The 13,816-nt window shown below is 45.6% G+C and carries 14 protein-coding genes and 2 rRNA genes (1 of these 16 running past the window's edge); 14 read left to right on the top strand and 2 right to left on the bottom strand.

Annotated elements, in window-relative coordinates; all coding sequences use genetic code 11:
• From G7035_RS08320 to G7035_RS08310, 3 genes are all read left to right on the top strand, one after another.
• Window positions 1-1,543 (top strand): 23S ribosomal RNA (locus tag G7035_RS08320); it begins 1,386 nt to the left of the window's first position.
• A 144-nt stretch (window positions 1,544-1,687) separates the two neighbouring features.
• Window positions 1,688-1,804, top strand: a 5S ribosomal RNA gene (gene rrf, locus G7035_RS08315).
• A 242-nt stretch (window positions 1,805-2,046) separates the two neighbouring features.
• Window positions 2,047-2,466 (top strand): hypothetical protein, encoded by a 420-nt coding sequence (locus G7035_RS08310; RefSeq protein WP_013368653.1) that lies wholly within the window; start codon window positions 2,047-2,049, stop codon window positions 2,464-2,466.
• 372 nt (window positions 2,467-2,838) lie between these two features.
• Here G7035_RS08310 and G7035_RS08305 read toward each other — a convergent pair whose 3' ends face one another.
• Window positions 2,839-3,366 (bottom strand): hypothetical protein, encoded by a 528-nt coding sequence (locus G7035_RS08305; protein WP_016818935.1) that lies wholly within the window; start codon window positions 3,364-3,366, stop codon window positions 2,839-2,841.
• A gap of 400 nt (window positions 3,367-3,766) precedes the next feature.
• Here G7035_RS08305 and G7035_RS08300 point away from each other — a divergent pair, with 400 nt between their 5' ends.
• The 10 genes from G7035_RS08300 (at window position 3,767) to rsmI (ending at window position 11,786) form a co-directional block, all read left to right on the top strand.
• Entirely contained in the window at window positions 3,767-3,952 is a 186-nt protein-coding gene (locus G7035_RS08300) for a sigma factor G inhibitor Gin (RefSeq protein ID WP_016818933.1), read from the top strand.
• A 144-nt stretch (window positions 3,953-4,096) separates the two neighbouring features.
• A complete protein-coding gene (locus G7035_RS08295; protein WP_019685729.1) occupies window positions 4,097-5,680 on the top strand; it encodes an aminotransferase class I/II-fold pyridoxal phosphate-dependent enzyme in 1,584 nt (527 codons plus the stop codon).
• Between the two features lie 103 nt (window positions 5,681-5,783).
• Window positions 5,784-6,431 (top strand): dTMP kinase, encoded by a 648-nt coding sequence (tmk, locus tag G7035_RS08290; RefSeq protein ID WP_019685730.1) that lies wholly within the window; start codon window positions 5,784-5,786, stop codon window positions 6,429-6,431.
• A gap of 74 nt (window positions 6,432-6,505) precedes the next feature.
• Window positions 6,506-6,835 (top strand): cyclic-di-AMP receptor, encoded by a 330-nt coding sequence (locus G7035_RS08285; protein ID WP_007427998.1) that lies wholly within the window; start codon window positions 6,506-6,508, stop codon window positions 6,833-6,835.
• A gap of 197 nt (window positions 6,836-7,032) precedes the next feature.
• Window positions 7,033-7,476, top strand: coding sequence for a YaaR family protein (locus tag G7035_RS08280; protein WP_013368659.1), 444 nt, complete (start codon window positions 7,033-7,035; stop codon window positions 7,474-7,476).
• A gap of 248 nt (window positions 7,477-7,724) precedes the next feature.
• Window positions 7,725-8,720: a DNA polymerase III subunit delta' gene (holB, locus tag G7035_RS08275; RefSeq protein ID WP_016818930.1), complete on the top strand. Its 996-nt coding sequence runs from the start codon at window positions 7,725-7,727 to the stop codon at window positions 8,718-8,720.
• Window positions 8,721-8,858: 138 nt separating this feature from the next.
• Window positions 8,859-9,659, top strand: coding sequence for a PSP1 domain-containing protein (locus G7035_RS08270; RefSeq protein WP_013368662.1), 801 nt, complete (start codon window positions 8,859-8,861; stop codon window positions 9,657-9,659).
• Between the two features lie 27 nt (window positions 9,660-9,686).
• Entirely contained in the window at window positions 9,687-10,061 is a 375-nt protein-coding gene (gene yabA / locus G7035_RS08265; RefSeq protein WP_016818929.1) for a DNA replication initiation control protein YabA, read from the top strand.
• A gap of 88 nt (window positions 10,062-10,149) precedes the next feature.
• A complete protein-coding gene (locus G7035_RS08260; protein ID WP_019685731.1) occupies window positions 10,150-10,908 on the top strand; it encodes a tRNA1(Val) (adenine(37)-N6)-methyltransferase in 759 nt (252 codons plus the stop codon).
• The gene (gene rsmI / locus G7035_RS08255; protein ID WP_016818927.1) at window positions 10,905-11,786 is read left to right on the top strand and encodes a 16S rRNA (cytidine(1402)-2'-O)-methyltransferase; all 882 of its coding nucleotides are present in this window, start codon (window positions 10,905-10,907) and stop codon (window positions 11,784-11,786) included. The genes G7035_RS08260 and rsmI overlap by 4 nt, the downstream gene beginning before the upstream one ends.
• Before the next feature lie 124 nt (window positions 11,787-11,910).
• Here rsmI and G7035_RS08250 read toward each other — a convergent pair whose 3' ends face one another.
• Window positions 11,911-12,165: an AbrB/MazE/SpoVT family DNA-binding domain-containing protein gene (locus G7035_RS08250; RefSeq protein WP_007428005.1), complete on the bottom strand. Its 255-nt coding sequence runs from the start codon at window positions 12,163-12,165 to the stop codon at window positions 11,911-11,913.
• Between the two features lie 331 nt (window positions 12,166-12,496).
• On the opposite strand from G7035_RS08250, the gene G7035_RS08245 reads away from it, so the two are divergent.
• Entirely contained in the window at window positions 12,497-13,780 is a 1,284-nt protein-coding gene (locus tag G7035_RS08245; protein WP_017427068.1) for an HD domain-containing protein, read from the top strand.
• The last annotated feature ends 36 nt before the right edge of the window (window positions 13,781-13,816 follow it).

Genomic DNA, 13,816 nt, shown 5'->3' with positions numbered 1-13,816 from the left:
GTCGGGACCTAAGGCGAGGCCGATAGGCGTAGTCGAAGGACAACAGGTGGAAATTCCTGTACCACCGTAATCCGCTATGAGCGATGGGGTGACGCAGTAGGGTAGTGACGCGGACTGATGGATGTCCGTCTAAGCAGTGAGGCTGATGTGTAGGCAAATCCGCACATCGTTAAGGCTGGGCTGTGATGGGGAGCGAAAATTATAGTAGCGAAGGTCATGATCTCAGACTGCCAAGAAAAGCCTCTAGCCAGGAGAAGGTGCCCGTACCGCAAACCGACACAGGTAGGCGAGAAGAGAATTCTAAGGCGCGCGGAAGAACTCTCGTTAAGGAACTCGGCAAAATGACCCCGTAACTTCGGGAGAAGGGGTGCCTCGGTAGGGTGAATAGCCCGAGGGGGCCGCAGTGAAAAGGCCCAAGCGACTGTTTAGCAAAAACACAGGTCTGTGCGAAGCCGCAAGGCGAAGTATACGGGCTGACGCCTGCCCGGTGCTGGAAGGTTAAGGGGAGTGGTAAGCCCTTCGGGGCGAAGCTATGAACCGAAGCCCCAGTAAACGGCGGCCGTAACTATAACGGTCCTAAGGTAGCGAAATTCCTTGTCAGGTAAATTCTGACCCGCACGAATGGCGTAACGACTTGGGCGCTGTCTCAACGAGAGATCCGGTGAAATTTTAATACCTGTGAAGATGCAGGTTACCCGCGACAAGACGGAAAGACCCCATGGAGCTTTACTGCAGCTTGATATTGAATTTGGGTACGATCTGTACAGGATAGGTGGGAGCCGTTGAACTTTGAGCGCCAGCTTGAAGGGAGGCATCCTTGGGATACCACCCTGATCGTATCTAGGTTCTAACTTGGTACCGTAATCCGGTGCGAGGACAGTGTCAGGTGGGCAGTTTGACTGGGGCGGTCGCCTCCTAAAGAGTAACGGAGGCGCCCCAAGGTTCCCTCAGAATGGTTGGAAATCATTCGAAGAGTGCAAAGGCAGAAGGGAGCTTGACTGCGAGACCTACAAGTCGAGCAGGGACGAAAGTCGGGCTTAGTGATCCGGTGGTACCGCATGGAAGGGCCATCGCTCAACGGATAAAAGCTACCCTGGGGATAACAGGCTTATCTCCCCCAAGAGTCCACATCGACGGGGAGGTTTGGCACCTCGATGTCGGCTCATCGCATCCTGGGGCTGAAGTAGGTCCCAAGGGTTGGGCTGTTCGCCCATTAAAGCGGTACGCGAGCTGGGTTCAGAACGTCGTGAGACAGTTCGGTCCCTATCTGTCGTGGGCGTAGGAAATTTGAGAGGAGCTGTCCTTAGTACGAGAGGACCGGGATGGACGTACCGCTGGTGTACCAGTTGTTCCGCCAGGAGCACCGCTGGGTAGCTATGTACGGAAGGGATAAGCGCTGAAAGCATCTAAGCGTGAAGCCCCCCTCAAGATGAGATTTCCCAATTAGTAAGACCCCTTGAAGACGACGAGGTAGATAGGTTGGGGGTGGAAGTGCAGTAATGCATGGAGCTGACCAATACTAATCGGTCGAGGGCTTATCCTAAAGATAAGACGCAATGAGTTTCGGATCCAGTTTTCAGGGTGTAAGCATCACATCGTATAAGTTCGAGTAGCTTATATGAGACGAGCTAACACACAGCATTTGGCGATGCTGATTCCTGAAAAGAATTTGCGAGGCAAATTCATGTTTGGTGGCGATAGCGGAGGGGTTCCACACGTACCCATCCCGAACACGACCGTTAAGCCCTCCAGCGCCGATGGTACTTGGACCGCAGGGTCCTGGGAGAGTAGGACGTTGCCAAGCAACAAGTAACAAGTAAAGAGGACCATGATCTTATTGAGATTATGGTCCTCTTTTTTGCATATAGATGTAATTTAGAAATATCCTTACAAAAGGAAGGTAACATTTTTGTTACGGAATGTAAGAGCAAACCCTGTATAATATAGGTATTGAATCCCATACACATACGCTGCTATATTGCAGAATTATGCAAACTCCATTATAGGATTTTGTATAGTCAATCAGGCTGGTAAGGAGGGAAGATCATGCGGCGAAATAAATGGCTTGCTCTATTGGTGCTATTCAGTGTCGCTGTCGCGATTCTTACCGGGTGCGTGGAAGAGGAGCCTTCTTGGACATCGTTTGAGGGTGCTGCTAACGAGAAGACGTTTCCAGTTCCCAAAGAAGCTAGTAAAACTGATCGGGCCAGTAGCAATTCGGACATGGACTATGTACGCTATGCACTGCCAGCGTTGAAGGAAAGCGATAGCCTACCTGCTCCTTATCTGGAGGAGATTGCAGCCTGGGGCTGGACTGAGGAACCGAATTTATCTACCTCGAATCAAAAGGTGTTCCAGAAAAATAAACACATGGTGCATTTGTCTGTGCATGATGGTTCTTTTACCGTATTGGTTCCAAAAGACAGAAAAGCTACTGTGAAGAGTAAAAGTGTAGACCTTAATTAAGAGTGCGATTTTCACTCAAGTATGCAACAAAGGATGTATTGTAAGGTCATAATTAACTCATAGCGTATTGGTTGCTGAGCGTATAATGATGAATGATGAGATGGGGAAGCACTTGAAACTGCCGTTGTGTAGAAAGTGGCTTCCTTTTGTATATTTCTGTATAGATCGGTTTACTACTTTTATGACATAGATAATGTGGGTAAATCCTATGTGGGTAAAGTTATTTAATGAGAGAACTAAGGGAATATAATTGTTAAATTATAAAAAAAAGAGCAACCCGACCCGGGTTGCTCTTTTTTATTGTTTTAAGGCTGAAGCGTTGGGGATGTATTAATTGAAGTTTCGATCTGTACAGATGGGAAGTGAATTGATTTACTGTTGATAGTAGGAGGCTTCTTCATCGGTGAACTTCAACATGCCGTCTTTTCTTTCGCCTATAAGCCGACTCAAGACGTATAAACGCGGTGCAATGAGCCATAGGTGCCAGAAGAGTAAGGATACGGTAAAGGCTGGCGGAGACCAGAGAATGAATACGGCTGAAAAGCAGATACCAATCCAGAGTGTATGTATGTGCACACGACGAAAAATCCTATAGCCTATGTATTGGTCTGTCATATAGCCTAGCCAAGGCAACCTGCGATGGAACGCCCAGCGTTTGCGGAAGGCTGTCCCACCACCTATGTATAGGACAGATCGCGAGATTACGAAGTGTACCCATAAGGTTAGGAAAAGGGCAAGAGCAAACAAAAATACACTAGTCCAGGAGAAGGCTAGAAGCAGAAAGAGAAGCATAATAACAGGCAGTGTGAGGTGACTCCATATCAGCTGACGTGGTATATTGATTTTTTTGATGAGCTTGTAGTGATAGTAGGTAGCTTTGGTTCCGGTTTCCTCTGTCATGCGAACAGTCCTTTCATTAATCTACTGCATCACAAGTGGCTTCCCGTCCACAGCCGGAAAAAGGGACGGTACTTCGCTCATGCGGCTTTAATAAGCATCAATTATTTTTTTGTAATAGTATAGAGCAAGGACATCTAGCGTTAGCTAACCTATTCTATAATTACAGGAAAAGCTCTCACTGATGAAGTGTGCAAAGGCTCCAATGAAAGGGCATCCATACATAGAAGCTTTTCTTATTATATCGGCATATGCGGCTGTTTTTTTAAACATACGGGGTACAAACACCATAATAGCCCAAGGGGAATATATATAGAGTATATCGTCGAATTGGGCCATGAAAAGGTTTAAAATACTAGAAAGTGACCCATACTAATAGTAAAAGAAACAAGGTGGGATGGATATGCATGATCAAGGTGACCACCGCTGCATCATATGCGGACAACACAAACATGAAGGCATTTTTATCGTTTCCGAGTTTATCTGTGATGCGTGTGAAGCCGAAATGGTGCACACGGATGCAACTGACGCCAAATATCATTTTTTTATTGATCAACTAAAGCAAATTTGGGTTCAGAAAAATGCATAATATCCTTCGCTAGCTAGCGTTTGAAGGATGGGCATTCCAAGGTCTGTCGATACGGGCCTTTTTTTCTGTGAGTAAAAGTAGGATTCCGCTTGATTTTACGATAAAATAGGGTAGATATAAAGCTTTGTTTGGAAGGATTGCAGAATGATGGGGAAAAAGGCGGTTCATGCACCATTAGTGGAAGCTCTAATACGTTACAGGTCTCAGGGAAACGCTTCTTTTCATGTACCCGGTCATAAAAACGGGCAAGTCTATAGGTATGAAGAAATGGCATCTCTGTTGCAAGAGGTGATGTCTATTGATGCGACTGAAATTACCGGACTGGATGATTTGCATCACCCAGAAGACGTGATTCGTGAAGGTCAGGAGCTGGCTGCGAAGTGCTTTGGTGCAGAAGAGAGCTTTTGGCTTATTGGAGGCAGCACGGTCGGTAATTTGGCCATGATTTTGACCGTATGTACGAAGCCGGGAGATGTACTACTGGTACAGAGGAATGTACACAAATCTGTTCTGAACGGTCTCATGTTATCGGGAGCCAAGGCCGTATTTCTAGATCCGGAAATAGATACACTAAGCGGGCTGGCGGTTGCTCCATCGACAGACACGATAAAGGCTGCTCTCAAGGCCTATCCATTGGCTAAAGGAGTATTACTTACGCTCCCTAACTATTATGGGATGGGGCATGATCTGACTGCTACAGCTAAAGTTTGTCATGCAGCCGATGTGCCGTTGATGGTAGATGAGGCACATGGTGCTCATTATGGACTGCATCCTCGTTTGCCAGTCTCTGCTCTTTCCTGTGGTGCTGATATAGTTGTCCAATCGACACATAAGATGCTTCCAGCTATGACCATGGGAGCCATGTTACATGTGCAAGGACAGAGAATTCATCGGGAACTGCTCCGTCAGCGGTTGGCTATGGTGCAAAGCTCCAGCCCTTCGTATCCATTAATGGCCTCGCTCGATTTGGCAAGATGGTATATCGATGCTTATGGCACGGATGCCTTTACAGAGGGCATAGCAGCAGCAGACGCTTTTAGAAAGGGGCTGGCGCAGCTCCCACGCTTTCGCTTGGTAGAACCTACACAGCAGGCAAGTGAACAGTGTGGCGCTCAGAAGGGGATCTCTGAGGCTCTGGAAAGGGCCGAGAAGAGAAGTGATGGGTACTCAACTCAGGATCCTTTTAAAATGGTGCTATATGATACATGGGGTGTATTAGATGGCTTTGGATTAAAACGTGAGCTGGAGACTTACAGTTGTATCCCAGAGATGAGCGACGAGAAACATGTGGTTTTATTGTTTACGTTAGGCTCTACAGCTAGGGATGCGAGTCACCTGTTGCAGGCTCTTGTGCATATAAATAATGATATAAGGTTTAAGTGGACGACTGATAAGCCGGAGTTAGCGGGGATAGAGCAGCAGAGACTAGAATTGGATTTTTCCACGTGGAACAATGAGGGAATGAAGGCTTACTCCAGTCCGGTGCAGTTTGGGCTTCAACCGATTAATCCAGATCAGATGGAGATCGTGCCTGTGGAGGAATCAGCTGGCAGGATAGCTGCTGAAATGATTATCCCGTATCCTCCAGGTATCCCGCTGCTATATGCAGGGGAAATGATCACAGAAGTGATTGCTCTACGGATGATTCGTCTACGTGAGCTAGGAGCTAAATGGCAAGGGATAGCAGATGAAAGTATGCTTACGATTCGGGTATTCCGTTTACAATAAAGATTAGATACTAGAGAATTAACAAATACAGAAGACTGGATAAAAGAAGCATACGCAGCCTGTGGATGACTTTTATTTTTCAGGCAGGAAAGCAGGGAATAACATGAATCGCAAAGGCATTTTTATTACGCTGGAGGGGGGAGACGGCTCCGGTAAAACAACCATGATCCAACGACTGGCGAAGTATATAGAGGAAGAAGGCTATCCAGTCGTCACGACGAGGGAACCGGGCGGCATTGAAATTTCTGAAAAGATTCGTTCTATCATTCTGGACCCTGCTCATACCAGTATGGATGCCCGAACAGAGGCGCTTTTATATGCGGCGGCGCGGCGCCAGCATTTGGTGGAGAAGGTAAAGCCGGCTATTGAGCAAGGAGCTATCGTATTGTGTGACCGTTTTGTGGACAGTAGCCTGGTCTATCAAGGGTTTGCAAGAGGCATTGGCATTGAAGAGGTAGCTTCGATTAATCGCTTTGCGGTGGATGATTGGGAGCCGGATGCCACGTTCTATCTGGATATTGAGCCCGAGTTGGGATTGGCAAGAATCAATGCGTCACGAGGAGAGGAAATGGATCGCCTAGATATGGAGAGCATATCGTTTCACCATAAGGTGCGAGAGGCTTATCTGGAGCTAGCTCGCGAATTTCCGGAACGAATTACGATTGTGGATGCCTCTCCCGCACCTGAACAGGTAGAGCAAGTATTGAAGGATTTGCTGAAAAAGCGGTTTATTCAGAATTTTAGCGTATAATTGTCGAAGGATATACGGTAAAATTGAGCTAGGGACAAGGCTGTCTCTAATATGACTTGAAGGAGGAATACAGGATGAAGCTGATTATTGCGATTGTACAGGATAAGGACAGTAATAGATTATCCAGCGGACTGGTGAAAGCTAATTTCCGTGCTACCAAATTGGCCAGCACAGGGGGATTTCTGCGTGCAGGTAATACGACATTTATGATTGGTGTCGATGACAATCAGGTAGACTCGTTGATGAATGTCATTCGCAGCAGTTGCAAGGTACGTGAACAGCTGGTCACACCCGTCACCCCTATGAGTGGGACGACGGACTCTTATCTGCCGTTGCCTGTTGAAGTGCAGGTGGGTGGAGCGACAGTTTTCGTGATGCCTGTAGACCGTTTCGAGCATTTCTGAATCTACACAATAGAACCTATTTTGCCGATATGATAGTGGAAATGCCTGTTTCTCGCTCATACGATGAGAATGAGAAGCAGATCCACTAAAACGGCAGCGCTACAGCGCAGCCCCCGGAAAACCGAAGAGACTCCCGAGTTCTCTATTGAACTGTTCGTTGAGGCAAAGGAAAGCATCCGGGGAGAAAGCAGGTTTATATGAAAATAAATCCGGGCTACCGCCCTTTACACAGTACATTGTCTACAAATGAAACGAGTGCCAAGCCAATTCAGCCGAAAAGCTTCTCCGATGTTATGCAGCAAAATGGGGAGCAGGCTTCGAAGGAGGAATTGAACCGGCGCTTTAAGGAAATTCAAATGCAGGGAGATCGTCTTGCTCGCTCAATGACGATTCGTGAGTTGAAGGCTTATAAGATGCTGGTTAAACGGTTTTTGGAAGATACGGTTCGGCGGGGCGTGTCTATGAAGGACACAAAAGGATGGGATCGTCGGGGACGCAGCAAGCGTTATAAGCTGATTGATGAAGTGGATGAGCTATTGCTCAAAATGGCAGATGAGCTGCTCGATACCGAGCAAGGGAAGATTGAGCTTTTGCAAGGAGTCGGTGAGATTAGAGGCTTGCTGATTAATCTCTCATTTTAATGCAGTCTTATGTTATAAATGAATACAGACGGGCTGTTGCCACGAAGAAATAATCTGCTTGCTGATCATGCTGGCAGATTATTTTTGACTATGTACATGTGGGCAAACGTAATATGCGAATAGCGGCACAGCTATACTGAAGAACCATGATTTGAGGGTGAGAGCATAACAACATCAACAAACTCGCCCGGGAAAACAATGATTTGCTGATGATTCATCGTTGTTTTCAGTGGAGAAAGTGAGGAAATATGTCTTTCCAACATATATTGGGGCAGGATGTAGCCAAAAAAATGCTGCAAAGTGCATTGCGGAATCACACAGTCAGCCATGCTTATGTTTTTAGCGGACCGCAGGGAAGCGGACAGATGAACATGGCACAGACCTTTGCCAAGGCTTTATTCTGTGAAAAACAGACGGATGATGCATGTGGCGAGTGCTTGTCATGCCGCAAGGTAGAGCACGGGAATCACCCGGACTTGCACATTGTGGAGCCTGATGGAGCAACGGTTAAAATCGATCAGATTCGCGGGCTTCAACGAATATTTTCATACAAATCTGAAAGCTCCAACCCGAAGGTATATATCATTCGACAGGCGGATACCATGACAGTGCAAGCTGCTAACAGCTTGCTTAAGTTTTTGGAGGAGCCTCAGATTCCCGTGGTCGGTATACTCATTTCAGAGAATGGACAGGCGTTGTTGCCTACGATTCAATCGCGGACACAGCAGGTGCCTTTCCACGCTTTACAGCCGGAAATGATGATGCAGGTGTTAATTGGGGAAGGCTATACGGCAGGACTTGTCCGGTCAGTGGTTCATATGGCTTCAGGACTGGAATCATGTAGAGAAATTCTCCAGCAGAATTGGTTTGCAGAAATTAGAAACGTAGTGTTACAATTAGTGAAGGAGTCCATGAGCCGGGGGAGTTCGTCGATTATTCTGGCTCAACAGAAGATTTTTAAAACTGGACTTTCTGAACACCTGGATATTCTGTTTCATCTGTTTCATTTGTGGTTTAAAGATATGCTTCATTTCCGTTACGGAAGGCACGAAAGCATTGTTTTCATAGATCATTTGGAGTCCGTCTCCAAATTGGCAATCACCCGCAGCACGGAACAATGGGTCTCTTATATGGATTTGGCCGCGAATTGCAGGAAGAAGCTCCGTTTTCACGTCAACGGACAATTATGCGTGGAGCAGCTTCTGATTGGGTTGTCCGATACAAGCGGTTCTATCACCGGCTAACAGGAAGGCGCGCTTGTTCCACTCTGCACAATCCGCGACGCCAGGTTCCCGGTTTGTGCGACAGTGAGACTTCAATTGCGGCCATTCTTACAATGTCGGCTACAAATGAGGTTTAGTGGCATACAAGGGGGTTAATTTTTGTATAGTGTAGTGGGTGTCCGTTTCAAGAAGGCGGGCAAGACTTATTATTTTGATCCGCTGGACCTTCCAGTGGAGAAAGAAAACTGCGTCATAGTAGAGACCGCTCGCGGTATTGAATATGGCAAGGTTGTGGTGGGCAAAAAAGAAGTAAATGATTCGGATGTTGTCCTACCCTTAAAAAAAGTCATTCGTATTGCCGGAGATGATGACGCTCTTGTTGTAGAAGAGAATAAATTGGCGGCCAAGGATGCATTCGGTACGTGTTTAAATAAAATTAAAGACCATAACCTTAAAATGAAGCTGGTAGATGTGGAATTTACATTTGACCGCAATAAGATCATTTTTTATTTTACGGCTGAGGGTCGGGTTGATTTTCGAGAGCTTGTAAAGGATTTGGCCAGCATTTTTCGTACACGAATTGAGCTGCGGCAGATCGGAGTACGGGATGAGGCTAAAATGCTTGGTGGAATCGGACCTTGCGGACGTATTCTGTGTTGTTCCTCATGGCTGGGGGATTTTGACCCGGTATCTATTAAGATGGCGAAGGATCAGAGCTTATCGCTGAATCCGACGAAAATTTCCGGGTTGTGCGGAAGATTGATGTGCTGTCTCAAATTTGAACATGATAACTACGAGAGCATGCGGGAAGAGCTGCCTCAGGTAGGTAAGATGGTTATCACCTCTCTGGGAGAAGGAAAAGTGGTAGGTGTCAATGCAGGCCATCGTACGGTACATGTTCAACTGTTTGAGATCAGTAAGGTCAAGGAACTTCCAATGGACGATGTAGTCGTCAAGTAAACCATTAGGTTGCTTCGGGGTGGAAACTTGGATAAATTAAATGTTTTTGCGCGTATTCACGAAATGGAAACCCAAATGGGACAGTTGCATAGCGATCTGGGTGAATTGAAACTGGCAGTAAAAGAGCTGCTGGAGGAAAATCAACGACTAACGATTGAAAACGAACAGGTGCGCAAGATGCTCAAACGTGAAACCTCTGGAGAAGAAAAGACGGCAAGCAAGCCGAAGCTTCCTCCTCCGATCGTCGTTAAGAATGAAGAGGAGACGGGTGAGGTCGTGGGCGAAGGCTACGACAATCTGGCAAGGCTGTATCATGAAGGATTTCATATATGCAACGTGTATTACGGACATTTGCGAACAGAAGGCGATTGCCTCTTCTGTCTGTCATTTTTGAATAAATAAAAACAAGCCGTAGGAGCAAGATGCCTACGGCTTTTTTGTAAGGAAGTATGAGTAAAAAGCGATTTAGGTTATAGGATAGGAGAGCATTATGTACGAAAATGAAAAGAAGTCTGAACGAATTGATGATCTGCTTTCACATAATCTGCGTATTATTCAGAGTGATGAAGTGTTCAGCTTTTCGATGGATGCGGTCTTGCTGGCACGGTTTGCTGGTATTCCGCTTCAGCGTGGGAAGATTCTCGATTTGTGTACGGGCAATGGGGTTGTTCCCATACTGTTGACGACACGCACCAAAGCATCTATTGAAGGAGTTGAGATTCAACCACGCCTGGCAGATATGGCTAGACGGTCTGTCAGTTTGAATGGATTAGAATCTGCAATTGAGATTCGGGAAGGAGACTTGCGTGAGCTGGTTCAAATCACGGGACATGGCGTGTATGATGCGATTACCGTGAATCCCCCCTATATGCCGCTAAATGGTAGCGATATCAAGCTGAATCCTCACCAGGCCATTGCTCGTCATGAAGTGAACTGTACACTGGAAGAAGTCATCCAGGCATGTTCTCGGCTTGTCCGAAATGGGGGGAAAGTATCGATGGTTCATCGCCCACAGCGCCTGGGTGAGATTATATCCTTGATGCGCAGTTATAGCCTGGAACCCAAGCGGATACGTTTTGTTCACCCACGGATTCATATGGAAGCAAATATGGTACTTGTTGAAGCAATGCGTGACGGCAAACCGGAAGTTCGTCTATTACCTCCACTCATTGTATATCAGGAAGATGGGAACTATACTCAGGAAATAAGGGAAATCTATGGAGAAGTAAGCAAGGGGGATTCAGTGTGACAGCAGCTGTACAAAAAAGCTTTAGTAACCGTGAAGAGGAACGGGGAAAGTTATATCTCGTTGCTACCCCGATTGGCAATCTGGACGATATGACCTTTAGGGCAATTAACACCCTAAAGTCATGCAATATTATCGCTGCTGAGGATACGAGGCAAACACGCAAATTGCTCACACATTTCGACATCACGCCGGAAATGCTCTTCAGTTATCATGAACATAATAAAGCTGCCAGTGGGCCTGAGCTGATACGTTATATAATAGAAGGGAAAAATTTGGCACTGGTTAGCGATGCAGGTCTACCGGCCATTTCTGATCCTGGTTCGGATCTGGTCAAGCTGGCACTTGAAGCAGAAATCAGTGTTATTCCTATCCCAGGGGCAAATGCTGCACTATCCGCTTTAATTGCCTCAGGACTGGATACAGAGAGATTTACCTTCGCTGGATTTCCACCAAGGGAGAAAAAGGATCTAGAGAAGTTGTTACAATCATTTCAGGTATCCCATGGCACGATTCTTTTTTATGAATCGCCCCACCGTATTGTAAAGACATTGACAGTAATAAAGGAAACATTAGGATCACGCAACGTAGTACTTGCCCGTGAACTGACCAAGCTGCATGAGGAATGGGTGCGTGGAACAGTGGAGCAATGTCTTGCAAAACTAGAGGAGAACCCACCGATTGGTGAATATTGTCTGGTCGTTGAGGGGAAAAACGAAGAGGAAGAGGAACAGGAGCGTCAGGCATGGTGGCAGGACTTATCTTTGGAGTCTCACGTCGCGCATTACGAGTCAGAGGGGCTTACGCGCAAGGATGCCATGAAGCGTACAGCTACAGACCGTTCAATTTCCAAGAGGGATGTATACAACGCACTCTTATGAGTACGTGTGTAAACAAAAAAGGGCCTTCCAACGGTTGGGTTCAAACCGTGGAAGGCAACAAGGAGTATATATGAAAAAGGTTAGAATTAACAATCTCTGATAAGTCTATTATATACTAAAATTCTCAGTTTGTCACAGGTGTTGGGATTTCGGAAATGCAATCTTGGCAAACAATTTTCCCTTTGAAGTAAATTACGTTCTCAGCATTGCCGCAGAAGATACAAGCAGGCTCGTATTTTTTAAGCATGATGCGCTCACCATCAACGTAAATTTCCAAAGCGTCTTTCTCTCCGATTCCCAGGGTACGGCGCAATTCGATTGGAATAACAACACGTCCGAGCTCGTCAACTTTTCTTACAATACCAGTGGATTTCATCATAATAAATCAGGCTCCTCTCGCCGTTTAAAATAATATAAGTGTCATCATTCGACAAAATTTTCTCTTTTCTGATATTTACTATACCAACGATTCCCAAAACAGTCAACCTTAAAAAAGTAGTAACAGCCTAATTATGCAAAAGTATTTAGAACAAAGAGCTTTATTCATGTGAATTACCTTATTTTACGGATGATTTGTCTTGTGTGTCGATTTGGAAATGTCGAAAAGTGATAATTCGACATATTACGACAAACAATGTCGAATAAGGGAGGTCGTTTAGGATTTTATTGTATTTTAATCCATTATTCCGAATATTAAAGGAGCTGATATCTTGCACCAGCCACTCAGTGAAGAAAAAGTTTTTAAGGACCCGGTACATAATTACATCCATGTTCAGGATACTGCGATATGGCGATTGATCAATACGCCGGAGTTCCAACGTTTACGACGCATTCGGCAGTTAGGCACATCTTATCTGACGTTTCATGGAGCGGAGCATAGCCGGTTTTCACATTCACTGGGCGTATACGAGATTACGAGACGCATCATTTCCCAATTTGAACGTGGAGACTTTCCCGACTGGCCAAAGGAAGAAAGACTGGTTGCTCTGTGTGCTGCTTTGTTGCACGATGTGGGGCACGGTCCATTTTCTCATTCCATTGAAGAAGCCTTTCATATGAACCATGAGGATTGGACATGCCGCATTGTACTGGGCGACACGAAGATTAACGCTGTGCTACGGCAAGTGGATGAGATGCTGCCCCACAAAGTCGCGGCGGTTATAGCCAAAACGTATGATAAGCCGATTGTTGTCAACCTGGTAACAAGTCCGCTCGATGCTGACCGTATGGATTATTTGTTGCGGGATGCTCATTCGACAGGTGTTAACTACGGAACGATTGATTTGGATCGTATTTTACGTTTGTTGCGTCCTCATAATGGGAGAATTGTCGTAAAAGAGTCGGGTATGCATGCTGTAGAGGATTATCTAATGTCACGCTATCAGATGTACTGGCAAATTTATTTCCATCCTGTAACACGCAGCTCGGAAATCCTGTTACGTAAAATTTTTAAGAGAGCAAAGGAATTGTTCAAAAACGGATATGAGTTTGGTTTTCTGCTTGATCCGCTGCCCGATCTGTTAAAAGGGGAACTAACAGTGGAGCAGTATTTGATGCTGGATGAGTCTTTGATTCAGACGGTATTTAGCCAATGGAAACGAGAAAAGGATGAAATTTTAAGTGATTTGAGTAGCCGTTTTATGGATCGTAGATTGTATAAATATGTAGAGATTGAAAATATGGATACAGATACCGTTGACCATATTCGAGAGGCTTTGAAAGAGGCTGGATTGCATCCTGAATATGATCTTGAAATTGATTTTCCAACAGATCTTCCTTATGATGTGTTTCGGCAGGGCGGTTCAACGGACAACCAGATTTTACTGCTTGGACGTCAGGGCGAGGTGCGGGAAATATCCGAAGTTTCAGAAATTGTACGCTCAATAAGTGGCATTCACCGAGGAAAATATCACATGTATTTTCCCCAGAATAAATTGAACGGGGTAAAAGACAGGCTTCCTGCCGAAATAAGGAATTATTTTGTCAAACAATAGACAAATATATAGAAATGTAAGTAAGAAAAGGAGATG

It is taken from the genome of Paenibacillus polymyxa (assembly GCF_015710975.1).
Classification (GTDB): domain Bacteria; phylum Bacillota; class Bacilli; order Paenibacillales; family Paenibacillaceae; genus Paenibacillus; species Paenibacillus polymyxa.
The sequence above is the reverse complement of the archived record's forward strand: the minus strand, read 5'-3'. Positions and strand labels throughout refer to the sequence as shown.